We start from the raw sequence: 21,204 nt of genomic DNA on the forward strand, positions 1-21,204 counted from the left end.
CGGCATCAGGCCTTGTCGGACTGGTAGGCGTAGCTGTAGTAGCCGTAGTCGCCATAGCCGTAGCTGGCGGAACGACGCTTTTCCACGCCGTTGAAAATAGCGCCCTTGAGCTCGACGCCGTTTTGATAGAAACGGCGCAGGGTCAGCTCGATTTCCTTCGCCGAGTTCACCCCGAACCGCGTCACCAACAGACTGGTCCCGGCCTGGCGCCCGATAATTGCGGCGTCGGTCACCGCCAGCAGCGGCGGCGTGTCGATGATCACCAGGTCGTAGCGCTCGCTGACGTCGGCCAACAGCGCGGCAAAATTGGGGTGCATCAGCAACTCGGACGGGTTCGGCGGGATTTGCCCACGGCCGATGAAGTCGAAACGCTCCACGGCAGTGGGCTGGATCGCATCCTGAAGCTCGCAACGCTTGACCAGCAGGTCGGACAATCCTGCTTCCACCATCTGGCCGAGCACCTTGTGCAAGTAGCCCTTGCGCATATCGGCATCGATCAACAGCACCCGCTGGCCCGACTGCGCCACGATGGCCGCCAGGTTCGCCGAGACAAAGGTCTTGCCCACTTCGGGGCTGGGGCCGGTGATCATCAGGCGGTTGTTCTTCGCTTCAAGCATGGCGAAGTGCAGGCTGGTGCGCAGGCTGCGCATCGCCTCCATCACCAGATCATGGGGATGGTTGACCGCCAGCAACGACGGCGCGTCTGAATGGCGCTTGGCCGCATTGGCTTCCTCTGCCTTTTGCAGCAGGCTGAAGGGAATCGACGCGTACACCGGCAAGCCGAGTTTCTCGATGTCATCCGGGCTTTCGAGCCCCCGGTTGAGCAGGCTGCGCACCAGCACCAAGCCTATGGAAAGCATGCCGCCGAGCAGCATCGCCAGCAGCACCACGATCACTTTGCGCGGTTCCACCGGCTTGCTGATATTGGCATCGGCACTGTCAATCAAGCGCACGTTGCCCACGGTGCCGGCGCGCATCACGTCCAGTTCCTGGGAGCGATTGAGCAACTGCGTGTAGATCTCGGTACCGACCTGCACGTCGCGGGTCAGGCTGAGCAATTCCTGCTGGGTGCTGGGCAGGCCTTCGACCCGCTTGGTCATCTGCGCCTGCTTGGCGTTGAGTTCAGCCAACTTGGCGATCAAGGCTCGATAGGCCGGGTGCTGCGGTGTGAACTTGCGGTCCATCTCGGCCTGTTGCAGCTTGAGTTCGGAGATGCCGGTGTCCAGGGCCACCACTTGGTCGAGCACGGCCTTGGCTTCCAGGCTGATGTCGATGGACTTGCTGCGAGTCTGGAAGCGGTTCAGCGCGTTTTCGGCCTTCTCCAGGTCACGGCGTACCTGGGGCAACTGATCGTTGAGGAACGACAGGCTCTGCGCCGCCTCGGCCGAGGTACGGTCGACGTTCTGCTTCACATAGAGGTTGGAAATTTCAGTGAGGGTGCGAATCGCCAGGGCCGGGCGCGTGCTCTCCAGGGACAGGCTGATGATGCCCGACTCCTTGCCGCGTTCGATCACGGTGAGCAAGTCCTGATAGTCGGCCACCGCATCCAGGCGCGGCTTGCGCACAATCTTGAAATGCGCACCGGGGTTGGCGCGCAGTTCCTTGATCAGGACCTCCACGCCGCCGGCGGAAAACGCCTCGCCGACGCGGCCCGATGCGATCTCCCGGTCATCCTCATCAAACAGGCTGTAGCGCTGGGCCTCACCGGCCACCAGCAGCAGAGAAGTGCCGAGCAATGCGGCCGGCAGATTAAGCGTGGTCAGCGCCAGTTGCTCACCCCCCACCGACCAGCGACTGAAGCCGAACAGCGGCGGCGCAATATCACCCTTGTGTTCCGGCGCATACCGTCGCGCAAGGAAACCGCCGATCAGCGGGAAACGCTGGGGTGTGACGGTGATGTCCAGCGCCAGGGTGTCGACAGTCTTGCCGATGATGGTGCGCGACTTGATCAGTTCGATCTCGGTCACCGCCGGCGATTCCTTGCCCAGCAGGCTGCTGACGTCGGAGAAACCGAGCATGTCGTTCTTCTTTGGCTCCACCTGGATCAACGCATTCGCCTGGTACACCGGCGCCGCCAGAATCGCGTAGGTCGCGCCGATCACCATGCAAGTGCCGGTGATCCCGGCGATCAGCCATTTGTGATCAAGCAGGGTGCCGAGCATGCCGAGTACATCGATCTCGTCACGTTGGGGGCTGTCAGCGGAAGCGTTCTGGGGTGAATACATAAATCGCGTCTTCGTCCTTGCAATCGTTTTAAAGAGGGAGCGTCAGCGCGCCAGGCGCCGGGCCCAGGCCTGCACGGCCTGTTCGATCAATGCATAGGCCTGAACAAAGGCAGGCTTGCCCTGGCGATAGGGGTCGGTGATCTCAAGGTTCTGCTGCCACTTGCCCAGCAGGAACACTTTGCCCCGCGCCTCGGGAGCGAGATTGAGCACCCCGTCGATGTGCCGCTGTTCCATAACCAGGATCAGGTCGGCCTCGCTGACGGCCTCGACGTTGAGTTGCCGCGCCTTGTGCGCTTGGGGAATATGCCCGTGCTCCAGCAGCACTTGCCCGGCGGTAGGCTCCAGCGGATGGTCACGCAACGCAGCCAGGCCGGCCGAACGCACCTGAATTCCGCAGGGGCTCAGCGCGGCGCCCAGCAAGTGTTCTGCCGTCGGGCTGCGGCAGATGTTGCCGATACACACAATCAATATGTTTTTGAACAAGGCAACCTCCCACGCACCGCACATTTGTTTATCGGCAAAAGGGACGACCTTATTTAAATAACAAACAACTAACGACCAGCCAATTATGACCACAGGCTGCACTAGAGACTATCTATCGCGCAGGACAAAAAATAACAACACACGCACTATCGGACTAAAAATAACATTCCAGTACTTTTTCACCCTTGCATAATAAAGTGCGGTTTTAATGCACCAACCAAGGGGCGGCCATGAACACGTCAAAGTTATTGGTAGAGCGTATTGGCCTATTTCCTTCTTCGGGGAATATTCACGTCGAGGTGAATAACTCGACCCGTGTCGTCGAGCGCATGCAGGTGTTGTATGCCAGCCATTCCCTGGCCAGCGATGAGTCGGGCGCGGGCTTGTCGATGGTCTTCGCCGACTGGCGCTTCAAGTTGCAGGTCAGCAATGCGCTATCGGTGTGCCTGTGCGTGGAAAGCCGTGGCGACAGCCAGTTCATGCAGGTCAAGACCGCCGAGCTGCTGGCGAATATCTCCGGCACCGAGGAGCGGTCATGAGCCTGTTGGGCGGGCTGCGCCGTGGATATGCCCTGAGAAAACTGACCGGCATGTTCCAGGGGTTTGTGGAGCCGCCAGCCGGCGCACAGTACCAGCAGAACACCCGGGCGATTGGCCACTGGCTGGACCAACTGCAAGGCAGCTCTCCCCTGCAAATTACTCACACGCTGTTCAAGCAAATGCAGGGCGCGAAGCGTCGGGGCGATGCACAGTGTTTCAACGCGCAGACCGTATTGCTGGAACTGATGGTAGACAGCAACCTGGCCCTGGACCTGGCGAGCTACTCGGCCTTGGTGTGCGCCGCTCCCAGGCGCCAGGCCGGTTCCTGATGGGCTTGCTCAGCACCTGACAGGCTCACGGCGACGCGGTTGAGCAGCAACTCGGCGTTGTACTTGGGCACCAGCGCGCACGCCAATAAAAACATCAGGCCACCGCCCATAAGCCCTGGGGAAAGCTTGATGTTCGCCGCGTCAATGCGCCAAAGAAACGCAAGGGCGGCTGTGGAACCCAGCATGGCGCCGGCAAGGGCCTCATTCAGAGGATGTATGTAAGGCGCTACACAATAAGCACTAAAGCCCAGACTCAGGGTTAACCCCACTAACGCCGCCGGCCAACGCCATCCAACATTTAATTGGCGCACCCATAAACTCGTGGCCACTGTCACCATCAGGCACGTGTTCATCGCATGGCCACTTATAACGGCAATGTCCAAAGGCTGCGCGGACAATCCCCAGCCTTTAAACAGCAACTTGCTGGCCGCGACTATGGAGTAAGTAACACCCACCGTTATTATCCAGGCCCGCAATGCCCAAGGGGTGGAATACCTCAGCCAGACAGCAATCACCACTGCGGCCGGAATCATGACGGTAATGCCGCCAAATTGCGCCAGTTCTGCCCGCATCATTGCCTAACCCTGAAGGAGCCATTTTCGGCGCCCATCAGACCTCAGCCCCACGCAAAACACAACGTTATCTACCGTCAGCATCAAGCATAAAATGCAATTTACTGATCAAATAATAACCCTATGATTCTGAATTTTAATGATTAGGATAGAACCAAACGGCATTTTACAGCGGCTGTCGCGCCCCCTACCTTGGACGAGCATGACCGACCCCCTGCCCGGCGGAGGTACACACTCCCTACTCGACAAGGACAGACCATGAGCATCGAATTCATCGGCTATATCGGCGGCCACCATGCATCCGAAATCCACCCACGCAGCGGTCCGACCCTGCAACCGGACTACGTGGAAACCGTGGCCCGCGCCCACGAAGAGGCCGGTTTCGACCGCGCTCTGGTGGCCTTCCATTCCAACAGCCCGGACAGCACGCTGATCGCCTCCCATGCGGCCAGCGTCACTGAAAAGCTGCAATTCCTGATCGCCCACCGCCCCGGTTTCGCCCAGCCCACCCTTGCAGCGCGCCAGTTCGCCACCCTGGATGTGTTCAACGGCGGGCGCACCGCCGTGCATATCATCACCGGTGGCGACGACCGCGAACTGCGCGCCGATGGCAGCCACATCGGCAAGGACGAACGCTACGCACGCACCGACGAGTACCTGAGCGTGGTGCGCCAGGAATGGACCCGCGAACAGCCCTTCGATTTCGCCGGCACCTACTATCAGGTCGAAGGCGCGCACTCCAGCGTGAAGTCGCCACAGCAGCCGCATATTCCGCTGTACTTTGGGGGTTCTTCCAAGGCCGCGATTGAAGTGGCCGGCAAGCATGCCGACGTGTACGCACTGTGGGGCGAAACCTACGAGCAAGTGCGCGAGACCGTGACCCAGGTTCGGGCCGAAGCGGCCAAACATGGCCGCACGATTCGCTTCAGCCTGTCGCTGCGACCGATCCTCGCCGAGACCGAAGAACTGGCGTGGGCACGTGCTGACAGTATCTTGCAGCAAGCCACGGCACTGGCCGAGCAGAACGGTTTTGTACGCCGCGAACCGCCGAATGAAGGCTCGCGCCGGTTGCTCGCGGCAGCGGCGCAAGGCTCAAGGTTGGATAAGCGTTTGTGGACAGGCATTGCGGGGTTGCTGGGCGCGCAGGGTAATTCCACGTCGTTGGTGGGCACCGCCGAACAGGTGGCAGAAGCGTTAGTGGATTATTACGACCTGGGTATCACCACGTTCCTGATCCGTGGGTTTGATCCGCTCAATGATGCAATCGACTACGGCAAGCGCCTGATCCCCCTCACCCGCCAACTGATTGCTGAACGCGAACAGGCCAAACAGGTCGCGTAAGCAGGAACACTACAAAACCAATGTGGGAGGAGGCTTGCCCCCTCCCACATTCTTCATTTGGCTCGGGATCAGTTCTTGTAGTCAGTATCCGTACGCTCCAACTGCCGAATCAATGCATTCCAATGCCGCGCCACGCCCGGCCCTTCACCGCTGCTATGCGCCTTGGCCTGCTCTTCCACCTTCGCCACCACCTCCTGTGGCGGCAAGACCAACTCCGCATTCCCCGCCGCCTGCGCCGCAATCTGGATATTGCACGCGCGCTCCAACCCTTGCAGTTGCTGGAAGGCATGTTCGACGCTGATGCCCGCCGTCAACAGCCCGTGGTTACGCAGGATCATCACACTCTTGTCGCCCAAATCCGCCACCAGCCGCTCGCGCTCGTCCAGGTCGAGGGCGATGCCTTCGTAGCCGTGGTACGCCACACGCCCGGAAAAGGCGATGGAGTGCTGGGAAATCGGCAACAAGCCGTCCTTCTGCGCCGACACCGCAATACCGTCGCGGGTATGAGTGTGCAACACCGCTTGCAGATCATGGCGTGCGCCGTGGATGGCGCTGTGGATCACGTAACCGGCGTAGTTGATACCGAGGCCGGTAGGATCGTCGACGATGGTGCCGTCGAGGTCGACCTTGACCAGGTTGGAAGCGTTGATTTCATCGAACAACAGGCCAAAGGCATTGATCAGGAAATGCTCCTCCGGGCCCGGTACACGGGCGGAGAAGTGGGTATAGATATGGTCAGTCCACTTGTACAAGGCCGCCAGGCGGTAGGCGGCGGCCAGTTTGACGCGCACTTCCCACTCTTCTGGCGTGACGCGTTGACGAACGTTGTTGGAAACGCTGGAAATCGAGGTGACGCTGCTCATGGCAAAACTTCCTGGATGGCCTTAAAGACTTCCAGGCAAGCCTAGGGGATGCTCAAAAATAATAAAAAGCACATTTTAATCTAAGCTAATTATTATTTTTTTTCATATCAAGCGGCGTCTCGAATCTTGTGCAACGACGCAGCCACCCACTTGCCAAACGCATCCACCGGCCCCTGCAGGTTGCCCAGGAAGTGCGGATAGATCAGCCACAAATCCATCACCGGCTTGAAGTCCTTGAGCGGCATCACCGCCAGTTGCTCACGGTGCGCACTGCGTTCCAGCAGCGGGCGCGGCACCAGGCCCAAGCCCAACCCATCGGCGACCAATCCCAATTGCAACTCGGTGCCGAACGTCTCCAGGTTGACCCGCAGCGCCAAGCCCTGGTCAGACAAGGTGCGCTGCAGGCCAGCGCGGAACCCGCAGCCGTCCGGATTGAGGATCCAACCATTCTGGTACACATCCGCGAGCTTGCACGGCTTCTTCGGCAACTGCGCCTTGGCGCACACCACCACCAGTTCCATCTTGCCGATGGACTCGCCAACGATGTTGTCCGGGAATATCTTGCCCGCCGGGAACAACGCCGCCGCCGCATCCAGCTCGCCGCGTTCGATCTTGCCAACCAACTGGCTGCCCCAGCCGGTCGCGACCTGGGCGCGCAGCTCGGGGTACTCGCTGCGCAGCAGCTTCAGCGCGTCCAGCAGCACTACATCGCCGATGGTCTGCGGTACGCCCAGGCGCAGTACGCCAGTGGGGGGAGCGTCGGTGGCGACCAGTTCACGCAACGCATCCATCTCGCGCAGGATCAACCGGCATTGTTCATACACGCGGGTGCCGATCAGCGTCGGCTTGAGGGGTTTGGTGTTGCGGTCGAACAGCTCCACCCCCAGCGCCTGCTCGAAGTTCTGCACGCGGCGGGTAATGGCCGGCTGGGTCAGTTGCAACGACTCGGCGGCATGGCTGATGGACTGGCAACGAATCACTTCGACAAAGGCATCGATATCGTCAATTTTCATTTGGGCCGCACATAGAGAACAGTCATTAAGATGTGCGCGAAGCATAGTTGCAGGAACGTTATCTGAATAGCCCAGGCTGTGATCGATAACGTCTAACGCTATTCAGACCGGTTCTAAATTACCTTCAGCTATAAGCTAATCATTAAAAAATAGCATATTAACTATAAACATTATGCTTAGATAAACCCATCAACACCGACTGATGGAATTGTCATGACCCAGGCCCGACACCCCGAGAGACTCAGAGCCTTTATTGGCGCCCTGGCGGAACTGATCGACGGCAATCCACGCGAAGGTGACCTGCTGCACCGTGGCGGCAAGCTGCTCGCGCAACTGGTCAGCCATGATGACTGGCTCCCCGATGAATTCGCCCAACCCAACCCGGAGCGCTACCAGCAGTTCCTGCTGCATGCCGATTCGCGCCAGCGCTTCAGCATTGTCAGTTTTGTATGGGGACCGGGGCAAACCACGCCGATTCATGACCACCGGGTATGGGGGCTGATCGGCATGTTGCGCGGCGCGGAATTTTCCCAAGGTTTTGAACGCGCCCCCGACGGCAGCCTGGTCGCCGAAGGCAAGCCCATTGAGCTGGTGCCAGGCCAGGTCGAGGCGGTGTCGCCCAACGTCGGCGATATCCATCAGGTGAGCAACGCCCACAGTGACAAAGTGTCCATCAGCATTCACGTGTACGGCGCCAATATCGGCGCGGTACGCCGCGCGGTGTACCAGCCTGACGGCAGCGAGAAACTGTTTATCTCCGGTTATTCCAACGCCTACCTCCCGAACATCTGGGATTTGTCCAAAGAAAAGAGCCCTGCCCTATGAGCACCGTACCGACCCGCAGTTTCGCGCAGATTCGCCAGGCCCTGTTGGACCATGCAGAAGTCGCCCTGATCGACGTGCGCGAAGAAGCGCCGTTTGCTGAATCCCACCCGTTGTTCGCCGCGAATATCCCGCTGTCCAAACTGGAACTGGAGGTGTTTGCGCGCATCCCACGGCGCGATACCCAGGTCACCGTCTACGACAACGGTGAAGGGCTGGCTGTGCGCGCCGCCGAGCGCCTGGCTGCATTGGGCTACACCCAGGTCAGCCTGCTCGACGGCGGCCTCGACGGTTGGCGCAGCGCCGGCGGCGAGTTGTTTATCGACGTGAACGTGCCGAGCAAGGCCTTTGGCGAGTTGGTAGAGAGTGAGCGGCACACGCCGTCCCTGGCCGCCGAAGAAGTGCAGGCCCTGCTCGACAGCCAGGCCGACGTGGTGGTGCTCGACGCCCGCCGTTTCGACGAATACCAGACCATGAGCATCCCCACCAGCATCAGCGTGCCCGGTGCCGAACTGGTGCTGCGCGCCCGTGAACTGGCCCCGGACCCGGCCACGCGCATCATCGTCAACTGCGCAGGGCGCACCCGCAGCATCATCGGCACCCAGTCGCTGATCAACGCGGGCGTGGCCAACCCGGTGTCGGCGCTGCGCAACGGCACCATCGGCTGGACCCTGGCCGGTCAGACGCTCGCCCATGACCAGTCGCGCCGCTTTGCGCCGACGTCGGAAGAACACCGCCACATCGCTGCCCAGGACGCCCGCCGCGTCGCCGACAAGGCCCGCGTCGGCCGCGCCACCCTCGGCGACCTGCAACGCTGGCAGCAGGAGCCGAGCCGCACCACCTACCTGTTCGATGTGCGCACCCCGGAAGAATTCGACGCCGGCCACCTGCCCGGCGCCCGCTCCACGCCGGGCGGCCAATTGGTCCAGGAAACCGATCACGTGGCCAGCGTGCGTGGCGCACGGCTGGTGCTGGCCGATGACGACGGCGTGCGCGCCAATATGTCCGCGTCCTGGCTTGCCCAACTGGGCTGGGAGGTGCACGTACTGGACGACCTGCAGACGGCGCACTTCAGCGAAAAAGGCGCCTGGGTCGCCCCGGTGCCCACGCCGCCCCAGGCCGAACTGATCAGCCCCCACACCCTCGCCGACTGGCTGGCCCACGGCGACACCCTGGTGCTGGACTTCACCGCCAGCGCCAACTACGTCAAACGCCACATCCCCGGCGCCTGGTGGGCCCTGCGTGCACAACTGCCCGACGCCCTCGCAAAAGTACCGACCGCCGAGCGCTATGTGCTGACCTGCGGCAGCAGCCAACTGGCGCGCCTGGCGGTGGCCGAAGTCGAAGCCATTACCGGCAGGCAAGTGTTCCTGCTGCAAGACGGCACCGCGGGCTGGATCAACGCGCAACTGCCCCTGGAAGAAGGCGAAACCCACCTGGCCTCCCCGCGCATCGACCGCTACCGCCGCCCCTATGAAGGCACCGACAACCCCAAGGAAGCCATGCAGGCGTATCTGGATTGGGAGTTCGGCTTGGTCGAGCAATTGGCGCGCGACGGTACGCATGGGTTCTATGTGATTTGACCCCTCCCGGCCGCGACACTTCGCAAGATGAGTTGCGGCACGCGTTACAAAAATGCAATGCACTCGTACGGAGCGCGGTGTATGTCACATATTATAATTCGTCCGCGCATCTTTCTAACCTATACGGCAGCCTGCCCCTAAACTAAAAAGGCAATGTGCTGCTTATCACTGAAAACTTCTCTATAAGAGCTCCTTTAACGGCCAAATACTCCAGTGCAGCGTCCAAGCTTAAAAATATTTTTACCTCTTCATTCTCGTCATCCTCAATCAGATCCATGCGCGATACCTCAACCGCAAAAAAGTACGTACAGTAAACATCATCTTGTTTTTTTATAGCGTATTGAAAAAAAAGCTCCTCACCACAGATCGTGCGACGTTCTTCGTAGCCTCTGCGCTTACCCGCATTTAGCGCCTCAATGAGCTTGTTCATTTTTTAACCCGCGATATCAATACGAACCATTGTTCCGTCAGCGCGCTTAATGTTGACGTGTGGTAGTTCACCATGGCCAGTGCCTTTCGGGTCGTCATGACCGTAAACACGCCCGGCATCCTTATTAATTGGATAATCTTTTCTATAACGAGCTTTTCCATCTCTTTTCTTAAACTGGTCCATCTTATGTTTCTTTCTTATACCACCAGCATCTTGCGAGCCTATACCCCTGACTTTCTGGACATCAGGAAATGCTGCGTCCAACAACTCGTTAGCCTCGCTTTTGTCCTTAACCCTCACGACTGTTTTTTGAGGCCCGTTACGTAAGGCGTCCACTTTCTTTGGACAGGCTGCCAGACCCAAGGGATCCAACCACGTAAAGGGATTAGGCGAGTAGGCGTAAGTATTCACGCCCCCCATCAACCCAATCGGATCCGGCGTCGTAAACCGCCCCACATCCGGATCATAAAACCTAAACGTGTTGTAGTGCAGCCCGGTCTCCCGGTCCAGGTACTGCCCCTGAAAGCGCAGGTTCTGTTCTTCGATAAAGTACGGCTTGCGCACCTCTTCGAGCGTGTTTCCCCACACACGGTATCGCGCATGCCACACGGTTTCCCCTTCGGTTTCGGTCAGTTGCTCAGGCAAACCGTTCAGGTCGTTGTGGTAGTAACGGATTTTTTGCTGGGGGCCGATCCCATCGACTCGCGCCAAGGGTTCGTAGCCTTCATCTTCATAGATGTAGAGGCTTGTCTGGGTATGTTTGTGCTCCTGCAACAAGCGCAAGCCGTCCCAATCAAAGCGGGTCTCTGCCAGCGTAAATCCGTGGCTGTCATGCTCGGTCTTGGCTATTCGCCGGCCGAGCGGGTCGTAGGTCATTTTCACGACCTGCTCCCGCCCATTTATCTGTCTGCAGACTTCGATCAGCCGGTGTTGAGCGTCGTACGCGAAGCGTTGCAGACCTCGCACGGTACTGCGCTTTTCGATCATTCGACCAAAACCGTCGTAACGGTAACGCTTATCCTGATAGGTCAGGAGCTTGTCGTGCCTGACCAGCCCACCCTGCCCTTGCGGGCCGTCCAGCAGGTTGGCGGCCGCGTCGTAGGCGAAGGTTTGCTGCTGACCTTGAACGTTGTCCTGGCTGGCGATAATCCGGCCGGTCGCGTCGTAATGCAGCAATTGGCGTCGGTGCCCGTCCAGGCGGCCGATCAGGTTGTCCGCCGGGTCGTACTCAAACGTTTTCTGTTGGGTTGGCGGCAACTGCCGGGGCTGGCCTGTAGGGCTGCATTTACGTGAACGCAATCGGCCGCAACGGTCGTACTCGCTACGGGTGATGAGCTGGCCTTGGGTGCGCAGGACTTCACGGTGCAGGCGGTCGCGTTCGAAGTCGCTGATAACGTGGCCGTCAAGGTTAAGCTGGTGCAGGTGGCCGCTGCCGTAGTGCAGGCGATTGAGCCAGCGGCCGTCGGGCAGTTGCGTCTGGATCAGGTTGCCAAGTTCGTCGTAGCGGTGGCTCAGGCTGCCGGCGGCACTGTGTTCGGTGAGCAGTTGGCCCAGTGGGTCGTAGGTGAAGGCTAGAGCCTGAGTGGTCTTATCGTTCGCGGTGAAAGTGACGGCGGTGAGTTGGTCGACTAAATCGTAGGCGTATTCGGTTCGCCCATCCTCCGTCTCTTTGGCCAACAGACGACCGACAGCGTTGCGTTCCAGGTAATGGACGATAGAAGCGTCGGCATTCGATGGCACATATTCGACGGCGGCAAGGTTATGCAGCGCGTCGTACGTATAACGCCGCGAGCTACCGCCGAGGTCTTGTTGCTGGGTAATACGGTCGCCCTGGTCCCAGGTAAAACGGTATTTTTCGCCGTTTTCGTTGGTCAGGGTTTGGAGTCGGCCGTAGGCGTCGTAGCAGAACTCGATCTGTCGGCCATGAGCATCGACCCGCTGGCGCATCTGCCCGCGCCGATCGTATTGATAGCGGGTGATATGGCCCGCTGCATCGGTATAGCCGATCAACTGGCCGCTGGGGTCGCGAATATACTGTTCGATGTGCCCGTAGGGCCTTTCGGTTTGCAGCATTCGCCCTTGGTGGTCATGTTGATAGCGCTGCCGTTCCCCCCACGCATCGATCACGACTTGCAGGTGGCCACGCCGATCGTACTCGAATCGCGTGGAGTAACCCGAGCAGTCGATCTGCTCGATCAACTGTCCGATTCCATTCCAGCGTAAGGTGCTGCCTTTGCCCGTGGCGTCGATGATTTCTATCACCTGGCCAAACGCATCATGACGGTACCGCGTGACGTGGCCGAGTGGATCGGTTTCGCTGGTGCAGTTGCCGCGCTGATCGTAGCAATACTGCCAGTGGTGTCCGGTGGCATCGGTCTCTACCAACGGTAGCGACCAGTGCTCCAGCCACGCGGTGGAATCGATACGGCCCAAAGGATCTCGGATGTTGGACAGGTTGCCGGAGGCGTCGTAGCCGAACGCCCACTGCCCGCCCTGAGGATCGGTGGCACCGAGCAACTGACGCTCGTCATTCCATTCAAATTGCCAGGTTTGGCCGAGATTATCGGTATACACGGTGATCTGGTACTGGGCATTCCAACGGCGCGTGCTGACGCGTTTCAGACCGTCGCTGATCCGCGTGACGCCTCGTGACAGGTCGTAGTCGAAGTGGTACGCGTCGCCTTCATCGGTCCAGTGCCTGATCACCCGCCATTCGTAATCATCCACGCAGGCCCATTGATAAAAACACCGCAGACCAGTGGGGAGTTGGTGTTCGACCATGCGCTGGCCACTGTCGTACGCAAAGCGGCGCTGCACATGCCCATCAACATCGCGCACTTCGGCCAGGTCGCCATGTGCGTCGTAGCCGTAGCTGGCGAGGGTTTCTCGGCTGTGATCCAGGTACAGGCGCTCAATACGCTCCACGCGGCCGGGCCATTGCAGGCTGTAGCCCAGTTCGATTCGCACATCGCTTAGGGGGTCGCGCAACTGACTCAGGCGGCCTTGATCGTCATAGTCGAGGACGACGCGATTGTCATTGCGATCTCCCAACTGGTTCAGCCGCAAGTGCAAGGGATTACCAGGCGTGGGCTCGAATAGCCGATAACGGCCGTCGACACTTTCAATCAGCAGGTGGCCGTCACGATGGCGTCTTACACTCAAGCCTTCGCCCGCGCTGAACACCGCGCCGCCCAATGCAATCGCGCCCATGTCGATCCGACGCGCTTGCTCATCGGTGTAGATCAGTTGCTCGCCGCCTTCGGGATGCGCGCCAATCTCGACGCTAACCTCGTAGCTCACACTCCAACCGCAGCCAAATAAGCCCTCGCGGCGTTCGTCCTGGCTGCTGTAGTAGCGTTGCCACACAATCGGCAACAGGCCTGGCAACGCGAAATCCAGATCATCGTTTCCATCAAGGATCTTCGCACCCGTGGCGCTGTGCACTGGGTTGGGCGACCCCGCGACCGCAGCGGTCAGCGCTCGGTCCACCTGACTGCTACCCCACGACACCAGCCCACCCACCGCCATGCACGGCAACTGGCTGAAGAACTTCGCGCCACCGCCTCGCAATGCCAGCAGCGCCGTCACGGCCAAGCCGACGCCCGGCGTCTTGCCGCTGTGAATCTCGCGGACCACCACCGGCGCGCCGCCGACGATCACATTCGATGAAACCTGGACGTTTCCGACCTTGGCTTCGCAGCTGCTTCTGTCCCCGCTGCGCACAGCGGGCTGGCCGTTGATGAATACTTTGCTGGAACCTTCGGCCAGGTACTGCTCCGGCATGGGCGGGTGTTTATTGCAGTCGACCGTATCGGCAGGACAAGGCACCGCACCCGTGGCCGGAGCAGCCACGGTCGGACGCCACAATTGAGAAAAGAAGCCTGCGGCGATATCCAGATAGGTCGGCTCAACGCCAGCCTCGGCCACCACAGGCAAAACTTTTCCGGCCGCACGCGCAGCTGGTTTGCCATTGATGAACACATCGGGCGAGCCACTGCGGATAAAGGCATCGGCTACCGGCGGGAACAGAGCATCGGCGACCGATTCACATAGTCGCGAAAGCCCCTTATCCGCGCCGGCCTTGCTCATCCCGACGCCGACGACCACCCCCACGACCGCGCCCAATATGACGCAACCGAGGCCGCCCGTCGCCACGGTTATCCCCGTCGCCACCACCACGGCCGCTGTTGCCAGGGCGGTCACGGCCACGTTGGCCGCAATCTCAAGCACCCCACCCAGCACGTCGGCGAGCATTGAGCTGTGCAACAGCGCATCACCCTCGCGGGCCGCCCACGGCGTATCAGTCATGTGCAACGATCCCTGTCCGAAAAGACCGAGATCAAATCACGCAGTGGCGTTATTGCTCAGGTGAGACTTTCCGAGTCGCTCGTAGGAAAGCTCTGGGGCACGGCACCTGATAAATGCAATAACCGAATAATAACAATCAATATAATTAATATATTTGATAATTAACTTATAACCAAAAAGAACTTCACAGCAAGTTCTTATGGGAATAACGTGAAGTCCTCACCGACCCCTTCTCCAGGCGGAGGTAACCGAACCCTTTCACGATCTGCCTGGAGCCTGCATCCCATGGTCTTTACCAACCCTTTCAAACACCTGCTCCTGAGCACCGCCCTGGCCCTTGGCCTCGCCACCACCGCCCACGCCGCCGACCTGCAACCACTGCGGGTGGCCAATCAAAAATCGACGATCAAGGCCCTGCTCGAAGCCTCCGGCGAAACCAAAGACGTGCCCTACACCATCCAGTGGTCGGAGTTCCCGTCCGCCTCGCCCCTCGGCGAAGCCCTGAATGCCGGCGCGGTGGATATCGGGGCCTTGGGCGACGCGCCCTATGTGTTCGCGCTGGGTGCCGGGGCGTCGCTCAAAGTGGTCAGCATCATCCACGCCGAAGGGCGCAATACCACCGCACTGCTGGTGCCCAAGGACTCGCCGATCAAGACGGCAGCCGACCTCAAGGGCAAGAAAATCGTCACCGGCCGCGGCTCCATCGGGCATTACCTGGCGATCAAGGCATTGGCGACTGCCGGTCTGACCAGCCAGGATGTGCAGTTCATCTTCCTGCTGCCTGCCGAATCGCGTCTGGTGCTGGACAACGGCACCGCTGACGCCTGGGCGACCTGGGACCCTTACACCACGGTGGTCACCTCCCAAAGCCAGGCGCGAATCATCGCCAGCGGCAACACGCTGCTGAGCAACCACCTGTATCTCGCGGCGACCAGCCAGGCCATCGCCGACAAACGCACACAACTCGACGACTTTGTCGCCCGTGTCGACCGCGCCTACGCCTGGGCCAATACGCACCCCGACGAATACGCCGCCGCCCAGACCAGAATCACCGGCCTGCCACTGGCGGTGCATGTGGCCGTGGCCAAGGAAACCCGCCTGAGCCCGGTGTTGATCGATGACAGCGTGATCAGTGGCCTGCAAGCCACCGCCGACACCTATCAAAAAGAAGGCCTGCTGACCAAACACATCGACGTGTCCCAGGGCTTCGACAAGAGCTTTAACGCCAAGCGTGCCCCCAACAACCAAGCCTCGCGCTGAAGGAGCAGAACATGAGCAAGCCACGTCATTTGAAATTGGGAGCAATGGTCCACGGTGTCGGTCACGGCTGGGGCGAATGGCGCCACCCGCAGGCCCTACCGAATGCCAGTACCGATTTCGGCTTCTACAAGCAGCAGACTGAACTGGCCGAAGCCGCCAGATTCGACTTCGTGTTCATCGCCGACAGCCTGCATATCCACGCCAAATCCAGCCCCCATTACCTCAACCGTTTCGAGCCGCTGACGATCCTTTCAGCCCTCGCGGCCCTGACCACCCATATCGGCCTGGTCGCCACGGTGACCGTCAGTTACACCGAGCCCTACCAAGTGGCGCGTCAGTTTGCGTCCCTGGACCATATCAGCGGCGGTCGCGCCGGCTGGAACGTGGTCACTTCGTGGCTGAGCGGCACCGCCGACAACTTCGGCAAGGCCGAGCATCCGCCGCATGCCGTGCGCTACCGCATCGCCAAGGAACACCTGAACGTGGTCAAGGGCCTGTGGGACTCCTGGGAGGACGATGCCTTTGCTTACAACAAGCAAAGCGGCGAGTTTTTCAGCCCGGACAAGCTGCATGCGCTGAACCACAAGGGCGAGTTTTTCTCGGTCAAGGGGCCGCTCAACATTGCGCGTTCACGCCAGGGCCAGCCGGCGATTTTCCAGGCCGGCACCTCGGAAGACGGGCGTAACTTCGCCGCCGAACATGCCGATGCGATCTTTGTGCATGTGGAAAGCATCGAAGAAGGCCTGGCCTACTCCCAGGACCTCAAGCGCCGGGCCAAAGGCTTTGGCCGCGATGCCGACAGCCTCTCGATCCTGCCGGGCATCCGCCCGATTGTCGGGCGCGATGCCGCCGAAGTGGAAAGCCGCTACCAGCAAGCCGTGGACCTGGTCACCGTGGAAGACGCCATCGTCGCCCTCGGTCGCCCGTTCAACGACCACGATTTCAGTCGATACCCGCTCGACGAGCCCTTCCCGGAACTCGGCGACCTGGGCTCCAACAGCCAGAAAGGCGGCTCCGACCGCATCAAGCAACTGGCCCGCGACGAGGGCTTGACCCTGCGCGAAGTGGCCCTGCGCTTCTCGCGGCCCAAGCGGGATTTTGTCGGCACCCCGGAGCAGGTCGCCGATGCGATCCAGACCTGGTTCGAGACCGGCGCCAGCGATGGCTTCATCGTCAACTCGGTGCTGCCGGATGGCTTGCAGTTCTTCACCGAGCTGGTGGTACCGGTGCTGCAACAGCGCGGGCTGTTCCGCACCGAGTACGGCGGCCACACCCTGCGCGATAACCTGGGCCTGGACGTGCCGGCCAACCGTTACAGCGTCGAGGTGGAAGAACCGCAAGAGGCGCTGGCATGAGCGAATCCCTCAACGGTCGCCTACGCTCCGTGGAAGTCGCCAACTTCGAAGCCCTGCTCGAACGCCTCACCACCGAGCTGGCCAGTACTGCGCCGCAGTACGACGACAGCGGCGCCTTCCCCCACGCCAACTTCCAACGATTGCAGGAACACGGCCTGGTCGCCCTCACCGTGCCCAAGGCCCTGGGCGGCGGCGGTGCCAGCCTGGCCCAGGCGCGCAAGGCGATCAGTGCGATTGCCAAGGGCGAGCCGTCCACTGCGCTGATCCTGGTGATGCAATACCTGCAACACACACGCCTGCAAGACAGCAAAACCTGGCCCCCGCATCTGCGTGTGAAAGTCGCCGAAGACGCGGTGCGCAACGGCGCGCTGATCAACGCCCTGCGCGTCGAGCCCGACCTCGGTACCCCGGCCCGTGGCGGCCTGCCGGCGACCACCGCCGTGCGCACCGCCGAAGGCTGGCGCATCAGCGGGCGCAAGCTCTACTCCACCGGCAGCCACGGCCTGAGCTGGTTCAGCGTGTGGGCGCGCAGTGATGACGCAGACCCGCTGGTGGGCGCGTGGCTGGTGCCCAAGGACAGCCCCGGCGTGACCATTATCGACACCTGGGATCACCTGGGCATGCGTGCCACCTGCAGCCACGAAGTGGTACTCGACAACGTGCTGGTGCCGCTGGACCACGCCGTCAGTGTCAGCCCCTGGAGCGCACCGCAGCCGGAGCTGGACGCCGACGGATTCCTGTGGATGGCGGTGTTGCTGTCGTCGGTGTACGACGCCGTGGCCCAGGCCGCGCGGGACTGGCTGGTGAATTGGCTGCAAGCGCGCCAGCCCTCCAACCTCGGCGCGGCGTTGTCGACCTTGCCGCGCTTCCAGGAAACCGTCGGGCATATCGACACCCTGCTGTTTGCCAACCGCAGCCTGCTCGACGCCGCCGCCGACGGCCACACCCCGGCGGCCAATGCCGCACAGTTGAAGTACCTGGTCACCAACAACGCCATCCGTGCGGTAGAGCTGGCCATCGAAGCCTCGGGCAACCCCGGCCTGTCACGCCACAGCCCCCTGCAACGGCACTACCGCGACGTGCTGTGCAGCCGCGTCCACACCCCGCAGAACGACGCCGTGCTGCAAGGTGTCGGCAAGGCCGTGTTCGCCCAACGTCAGAAGGAACGCACATGACTCAGGTGATTATCGCCAGCCAACTGGGCGAAGATTTCAATCAAGTGATCCGCGAACGCCTGGCGCCGCTGCACCCCGACGCCCAGGTGATCGACGTCCCCATCGGCGTCCCCAGCGACCTGCCGCCCCACGCGAACATCCTGCTGCTGCGCCCGATCAATGTGCGCGGCTACACCGCCCCGGACACCCCGCCCCCAGGCTGGCCGTACGCCGCGAAATGGGTGCACCTGGTGTCGTCGGGGATCGATTTCTACCCGCAGTGGCTGTTCAATGGCCCGCCGGTGACGACCTCCCGTGGCAGCGCCGCCGACAACCTCGCCGAGTTCGCCCTGGCGGCGATCTTTGCCGCGTCCAAGCACTTGCCGGACATCTGGGTGAAAGACTCACAGTGGAATTTCACCGCGCTGCGTCCACTCAAGGGCACCACTTTGGGCATCCTCGGCTTTGGTGCGATTGGTGAAAGCCTGGCGCAGAAGGCCCACGCATTGGGGATCAACGTGGTGGCGCTGCGCCAGAGCCCGACGCCGTTCGGGGTCGACGGGGTTGAAGCGGCAAGGGACATCCACGACCTGTTCGCCCGCGCCGACCACCTGGTGCTGGCGGCGCCGCTGACCGATGCGACGCGCAACATCGTCGACCGCGACGTGTTGGGCAGCGCCAAGCCGGGGCTGCATTTAATCAACATTGCGCGAGGTGGCCTGCTTGATCAGGAGGCGCTGCTGGAAGCACTGGACAACGGGCAGATCGGCCTGGCATCGCTGGACGTGACCGAGCCGGAACCGTTGCCGGATGGGCACCCGTTGTACAGCCATCCAAGGGTGAGGTTGTCGCCGCATACGTCGGCGATTTCGACCAACAGCCGCAATGAAATTGCCGATACGTTTTTGGCGAATCTGGAGCGCTACATTTCGGGTACCGAACTGGCAAATCTCGTTAACGCCTGACGCAGTTTAAAAATGTTGGTGTTATTTGATGCGGTAGTGGAACGTGTTGCGCACCGCCGGCACCGCAACAGCCTTGCCATCAACGATCCTTGGCTGATAGCGGAAGGTGTTCGCCGCCGTCAGTGACGGCCGCATGAACAACGGATGGCAGCCGTCCAGCACCCTGGGATTTTCCACGCGGCCCTGGGTGTTGACGCTGTACTCCAGGGTGCAATCGCCTTCGATGTTCTTGTCCAGGGCGCGCTCGGGGTAGTCCGGTGCTTCCTTGCTCAGGGGCTGGTATTGGCGGCTGTCAAAAGCCGGTGCCGCTGCTGGGGTGGGTGTTGCGACGCGGGCTTTTTCGGCGGCCTGGCGCTCCTGGGCCACGCGTTGCTGTTCCAGCTCGCGGTTGCGTTGCTCGCTCGCCAGGCGTTCCTGTTGGTGCTCGACCTTCTTTTCTTCGACACGTTTACGCGCCAAGGCGGCTTTCTCCAGCTTTTGTGCCTGGATTTGTGGGTCCACCGCAGGCTTGACCGGCGCCGGGACCACTACCGGCTCTGGCGGCGCGGGTGCAACGGCCACCGGTTCTGGCTCAGGCGCAGGCGCAGGCGGCAGCATGACCAACTGGGTGTGCATCACCCGAGGCGCCTCCACCAGCGGCTTTTGCGTCGACCAACCCACCATCAACGCCGCCAGCACGCCCGCGTGCAGCGCCACCGCCAGGCTGGCGGCGAGGCTGTTGCGCCACACGCCGGACGTATCCCTGGGTTCCATCGCAAGCTGTGGACTGTGCATGATCATCGCCGTCATTGCGGGGCCTCGGTCACCAACCCCAGGTTGCTCACACCGCCTTTTTGCAACACCGCCATGGCAGCGACCACACTGCCGTAGCCGGCATTGTCGTCGGCGCGGATATACACCTGGGTGTCACTGCGCGCCGCTACCACCTGCATGACCTTGGCGCCCATTTCGTCCAGGCTTACGGCGCTGTCGGTCTGGTGGCGGGTGTCGAGCTCGCCGCCGAGGTTCCAGTAGTAGCCGCCGTCGGCTTTTACCGACAGCGTCAGGATCTGCTGGCGGGTATCGGTGGCCAGCGCCTCGGCGGCGACCTTGGGCAGGTCGATCTTCACGCCCTGGGTCAGCATCGGCGCGGTCACCATGAAGATCACCAGCAGCACCAGCATCACGTCGATGTACGGCACCACGTTCATTTCGGCCTTGGGCCCGTGTTTGCGTTGCGGCCTGACTAACATGGGGATGCTCCTGTTCAGGCCGCCACGGCCAGGTTGATCGGGGCGCCGCGCAGGGTACGGTGCAGGCGCACTTGCAGTTCGTTGCCGAAGGCGTAGTAGCGAGTAAGCAAGGTCTGGCCGCGTGCGGCGAAGCGGTTGTAGGCGATCACCGCCGGGATGGCTGCAAACAGGCCGATGGCCGTGGCGATCAGCGCTTCGGCAATACCCGGCGCCACCGTCGACAGCGTGGCCTGTTGCACCTGGGACAAGCCGATAAAGGAATTCATGATCCCCCACACGGTGCCAAACAAACCGATATACGGGCTGACCGAACCCACGGTCGCGAGAAACTGCAGGCCCTTTTCCAACTCGATTTCCTGCTCGGTGATCGCCACCTGCAAGGCACGCTCAACCCCTTCGAGCACCGCCGGGTCATGGCTGTGCAAGTGCTGGTATTCCTGGACGCCGGCGATAAAGATCGGCGCAATCCCGCCCTCGCCTGCCTGCACGGTTTCGCGGTACAGCGGTTGTAAGTCGGGGGCCGCGCGAAAGCGCTGCACAAAGCCGTTCAACTGGCGCTCCAGGCGGCGCAGGACGCTGCCGCGTTGGATGATCAGGTACCAACTGAGCAGCGACGCCAGCAGTAAAGTGATCATGACCGCCTTGACCAACAGGCTGGCGTCACTGATAAGGCCCCAGATCGTCATATGTTCCATCGTCGCGTGCATGGTGATGTCCTATTCGATTAAAA

At 61.1% G+C, this 21,204-nt stretch carries 19 protein-coding genes; 9 read left to right on the top strand and 10 right to left on the bottom strand.

What is annotated here, in order from left to right; all coding sequences use genetic code 11:
• Positions 1-5: 5 nt before the first annotated feature.
• On the bottom strand, positions 6-2,225 hold the full coding sequence (locus tag NDJ82_RS15530; protein ID WP_099586863.1) for a polysaccharide biosynthesis tyrosine autokinase: 2,220 nt from the start codon (positions 2,223-2,225) through the stop codon (positions 6-8).
• A 42-nt stretch (positions 2,226-2,267) separates the two neighbouring features.
• Positions 2,268-2,708 (bottom strand): low molecular weight protein-tyrosine-phosphatase, encoded by a 441-nt coding sequence (locus tag NDJ82_RS15535; protein ID WP_178075424.1) that lies wholly within the window; start codon positions 2,706-2,708, stop codon positions 2,268-2,270.
• Between the two features lie 230 nt (positions 2,709-2,938).
• On the opposite strand from NDJ82_RS15535, the gene NDJ82_RS15540 reads away from it, so the two are divergent.
• Entirely contained in the window at positions 2,939-3,247 is a 309-nt protein-coding gene (locus NDJ82_RS15540; RefSeq protein WP_244643475.1) for a phosphomannomutase, read from the top strand.
• Positions 3,244-3,576, top strand: a complete 333-nt coding sequence (locus NDJ82_RS15545) for a hypothetical protein (RefSeq protein WP_099586866.1) — start codon at positions 3,244-3,246, stop codon at positions 3,574-3,576. The genes NDJ82_RS15540 and NDJ82_RS15545 overlap by 4 nt, the downstream gene beginning before the upstream one ends.
• On the opposite strand, the gene NDJ82_RS15550 is transcribed toward NDJ82_RS15545, so the two are convergent.
• Positions 3,528-4,151: a hypothetical protein gene (locus NDJ82_RS15550; protein WP_099586867.1), complete on the bottom strand. Its 624-nt coding sequence runs from the start codon at positions 4,149-4,151 to the stop codon at positions 3,528-3,530. The two genes, NDJ82_RS15545 and NDJ82_RS15550, sit on opposite strands and share 49 nt — an antisense overlap.
• A 255-nt stretch (positions 4,152-4,406) precedes the next feature.
• Between NDJ82_RS15550 and NDJ82_RS15555 the strand changes: the two genes are divergently transcribed.
• Positions 4,407-5,489, top strand: a complete 1,083-nt coding sequence (locus NDJ82_RS15555) for an LLM class flavin-dependent oxidoreductase (protein ID WP_250925809.1) — start codon at positions 4,407-4,409, stop codon at positions 5,487-5,489.
• Between the two features lie 68 nt (positions 5,490-5,557).
• Here NDJ82_RS15555 and NDJ82_RS15560 read toward each other — a convergent pair whose 3' ends face one another.
• Together NDJ82_RS15560 and NDJ82_RS15565 are read right to left on the bottom strand one after the other, a co-directional pair.
• Positions 5,558-6,352, bottom strand: coding sequence for a class II aldolase/adducin family protein (locus tag NDJ82_RS15560; protein WP_250925810.1), 795 nt, complete (start codon positions 6,350-6,352; stop codon positions 5,558-5,560).
• 107 nt (positions 6,353-6,459) lie between these two features.
• Positions 6,460-7,365: a LysR family transcriptional regulator gene (locus tag NDJ82_RS15565; RefSeq protein ID WP_099586870.1), complete on the bottom strand. Its 906-nt coding sequence runs from the start codon at positions 7,363-7,365 to the stop codon at positions 6,460-6,462.
• A gap of 213 nt (positions 7,366-7,578) precedes the next feature.
• Here NDJ82_RS15565 and NDJ82_RS15570 point away from each other — a divergent pair, with 213 nt between their 5' ends.
• Positions 7,579-8,190, top strand: a complete 612-nt coding sequence (locus NDJ82_RS15570; protein ID WP_158877994.1) for a cysteine dioxygenase family protein — start codon at positions 7,579-7,581, stop codon at positions 8,188-8,190.
• Positions 8,187-9,770, top strand: coding sequence for a rhodanese-related sulfurtransferase (locus NDJ82_RS15575; protein WP_250925811.1), 1,584 nt, complete (start codon positions 8,187-8,189; stop codon positions 9,768-9,770). Before NDJ82_RS15570 ends, NDJ82_RS15575 begins: the two co-directional genes overlap by 4 nt.
• 142 nt (positions 9,771-9,912) lie before the next feature.
• Here the strand turns inward: NDJ82_RS15575 and NDJ82_RS15580 are convergent, their stop codons facing one another.
• A complete protein-coding gene (locus tag NDJ82_RS15580) occupies positions 9,913-10,200 on the bottom strand; it encodes a hypothetical protein (protein WP_250925812.1) in 288 nt (95 codons plus the stop codon).
• A 3-nt stretch (positions 10,201-10,203) separates the two neighbouring features.
• The gene (locus NDJ82_RS15585; protein ID WP_250925813.1) at positions 10,204-14,508 is read right to left on the bottom strand and encodes an RHS repeat-associated core domain-containing protein; all 4,305 of its coding nucleotides are present in this window, start codon (positions 14,506-14,508) and stop codon (positions 10,204-10,206) included.
• Positions 14,509-14,793: 285 nt separating this feature from the next.
• Here NDJ82_RS15585 and NDJ82_RS15590 point away from each other — a divergent pair, with 285 nt between their 5' ends.
• The 4 genes from NDJ82_RS15590 to NDJ82_RS15605 are packed head-to-tail and all read left to right on the top strand — an operon-like array spanning position 14,794 to position 19,242.
• Positions 14,794-15,768 carry an ABC transporter substrate-binding protein gene (locus NDJ82_RS15590; protein WP_191958931.1) on the top strand — a complete coding sequence of 325 codons (975 nt, stop codon included), beginning with the start codon at positions 14,794-14,796 and terminating at the stop codon, positions 15,766-15,768.
• Positions 15,769-15,779: 11 nt separating this feature from the next.
• Positions 15,780-17,123 carry an LLM class flavin-dependent oxidoreductase gene (locus tag NDJ82_RS15595; RefSeq protein ID WP_250925814.1) on the top strand — a complete coding sequence of 448 codons (1,344 nt, stop codon included), beginning with the start codon at positions 15,780-15,782 and terminating at the stop codon, positions 17,121-17,123.
• Positions 17,120-18,298, top strand: a complete 1,179-nt coding sequence (locus tag NDJ82_RS15600; RefSeq protein ID WP_112195746.1) for an acyl-CoA dehydrogenase family protein — start codon at positions 17,120-17,122, stop codon at positions 18,296-18,298. The genes NDJ82_RS15595 and NDJ82_RS15600 overlap by 4 nt, the downstream gene beginning before the upstream one ends.
• Entirely contained in the window at positions 18,295-19,242 is a 948-nt protein-coding gene (locus tag NDJ82_RS15605) for a D-isomer specific 2-hydroxyacid dehydrogenase family protein (RefSeq protein ID WP_250925815.1), read from the top strand. The genes NDJ82_RS15600 and NDJ82_RS15605 overlap by 4 nt, the downstream gene beginning before the upstream one ends.
• A gap of 21 nt (positions 19,243-19,263) precedes the next feature.
• On the opposite strand, the gene NDJ82_RS15610 is transcribed toward NDJ82_RS15605, so the two are convergent.
• Genes NDJ82_RS15610 through tolQ form a run of 3 tightly spaced genes read right to left on the bottom strand, consistent with a single transcriptional unit; the run spans position 19,264 to position 21,181 of the window.
• Positions 19,264-20,031, bottom strand: coding sequence for an energy transducer TonB (locus NDJ82_RS15610; protein ID WP_250925816.1), 768 nt, complete (start codon positions 20,029-20,031; stop codon positions 19,264-19,266).
• Entirely contained in the window at positions 20,028-20,474 is a 447-nt protein-coding gene (gene tolR / locus NDJ82_RS15615; protein WP_112195752.1) for a protein TolR, read from the bottom strand. Before tolR ends, NDJ82_RS15610 begins: the two co-directional genes overlap by 4 nt.
• Positions 20,475-20,488: 14 nt before the next feature.
• Entirely contained in the window at positions 20,489-21,181 is a 693-nt protein-coding gene (gene tolQ / locus NDJ82_RS15620; protein ID WP_099586881.1) for a protein TolQ, read from the bottom strand.
• Between the last annotated feature and the right edge of the window lie 23 nt (positions 21,182-21,204).

It is taken from the genome of Pseudomonas sp. SR18, assembly GCF_023701505.1.
GTDB classification, from domain to species: Bacteria; Pseudomonadota; Gammaproteobacteria; order Pseudomonadales; family Pseudomonadaceae; genus Aquipseudomonas; species Aquipseudomonas cyclaminis.

Coding starts and splice junctions, on each gene's coding strand:
- NDJ82_RS15590 (WP_191958931.1), top strand. CDS start 14,794: ATGGTCTTTACCAACCCTTTCAAACACCTGCTCCTGAGCACCGCCCTG.
- tolQ (WP_099586881.1), bottom strand. CDS start 21,181: ATGCACGCGACGATGGAACATATGACGATCTGGGGCCTTATCAGTGAC.
- NDJ82_RS15600 (WP_112195746.1), top strand. CDS start 17,120: ATGAGCGAATCCCTCAACGGTCGCCTACGCTCCGTGGAAGTCGCCAAC.
- NDJ82_RS15550 (WP_099586867.1), bottom strand. CDS start 4,151: ATGATGCGGGCAGAACTGGCGCAATTTGGCGGCATTACCGTCATGATT.
- NDJ82_RS15605 (WP_250925815.1), top strand. CDS start 18,295: ATGACTCAGGTGATTATCGCCAGCCAACTGGGCGAAGATTTCAATCAA.
- NDJ82_RS15545 (WP_099586866.1), top strand. CDS start 3,244: ATGAGCCTGTTGGGCGGGCTGCGCCGTGGATATGCCCTGAGAAAACTG.
- NDJ82_RS15565 (WP_099586870.1), bottom strand. CDS start 7,365: ATGAAAATTGACGATATCGATGCCTTTGTCGAAGTGATTCGTTGCCAG.
- NDJ82_RS15530 (WP_099586863.1), bottom strand. CDS start 2,225: ATGTATTCACCCCAGAACGCTTCCGCTGACAGCCCCCAACGTGACGAG.
- NDJ82_RS15555 (WP_250925809.1), top strand. CDS start 4,407: ATGAGCATCGAATTCATCGGCTATATCGGCGGCCACCATGCATCCGAA.
- NDJ82_RS15585 (WP_250925813.1), bottom strand. CDS start 14,508: ATGACTGATACGCCGTGGGCGGCCCGCGAGGGTGATGCGCTGTTGCAC.
- NDJ82_RS15610 (WP_250925816.1), bottom strand. CDS start 20,031: ATGACGGCGATGATCATGCACAGTCCACAGCTTGCGATGGAACCCAGG.
- NDJ82_RS15570 (WP_158877994.1), top strand. CDS start 7,579: ATGACCCAGGCCCGACACCCCGAGAGACTCAGAGCCTTTATTGGCGCC.
- NDJ82_RS15580 (WP_250925812.1), bottom strand. CDS start 10,200: ATGAACAAGCTCATTGAGGCGCTAAATGCGGGTAAGCGCAGAGGCTAC.
- NDJ82_RS15560 (WP_250925810.1), bottom strand. CDS start 6,352: ATGAGCAGCGTCACCTCGATTTCCAGCGTTTCCAACAACGTTCGTCAA.
- NDJ82_RS15575 (WP_250925811.1), top strand. CDS start 8,187: ATGAGCACCGTACCGACCCGCAGTTTCGCGCAGATTCGCCAGGCCCTG.
- NDJ82_RS15595 (WP_250925814.1), top strand. CDS start 15,780: ATGAGCAAGCCACGTCATTTGAAATTGGGAGCAATGGTCCACGGTGTC.
- NDJ82_RS15540 (WP_244643475.1), top strand. CDS start 2,939: ATGAACACGTCAAAGTTATTGGTAGAGCGTATTGGCCTATTTCCTTCT.
- tolR (WP_112195752.1), bottom strand. CDS start 20,474: ATGTTAGTCAGGCCGCAACGCAAACACGGGCCCAAGGCCGAAATGAAC.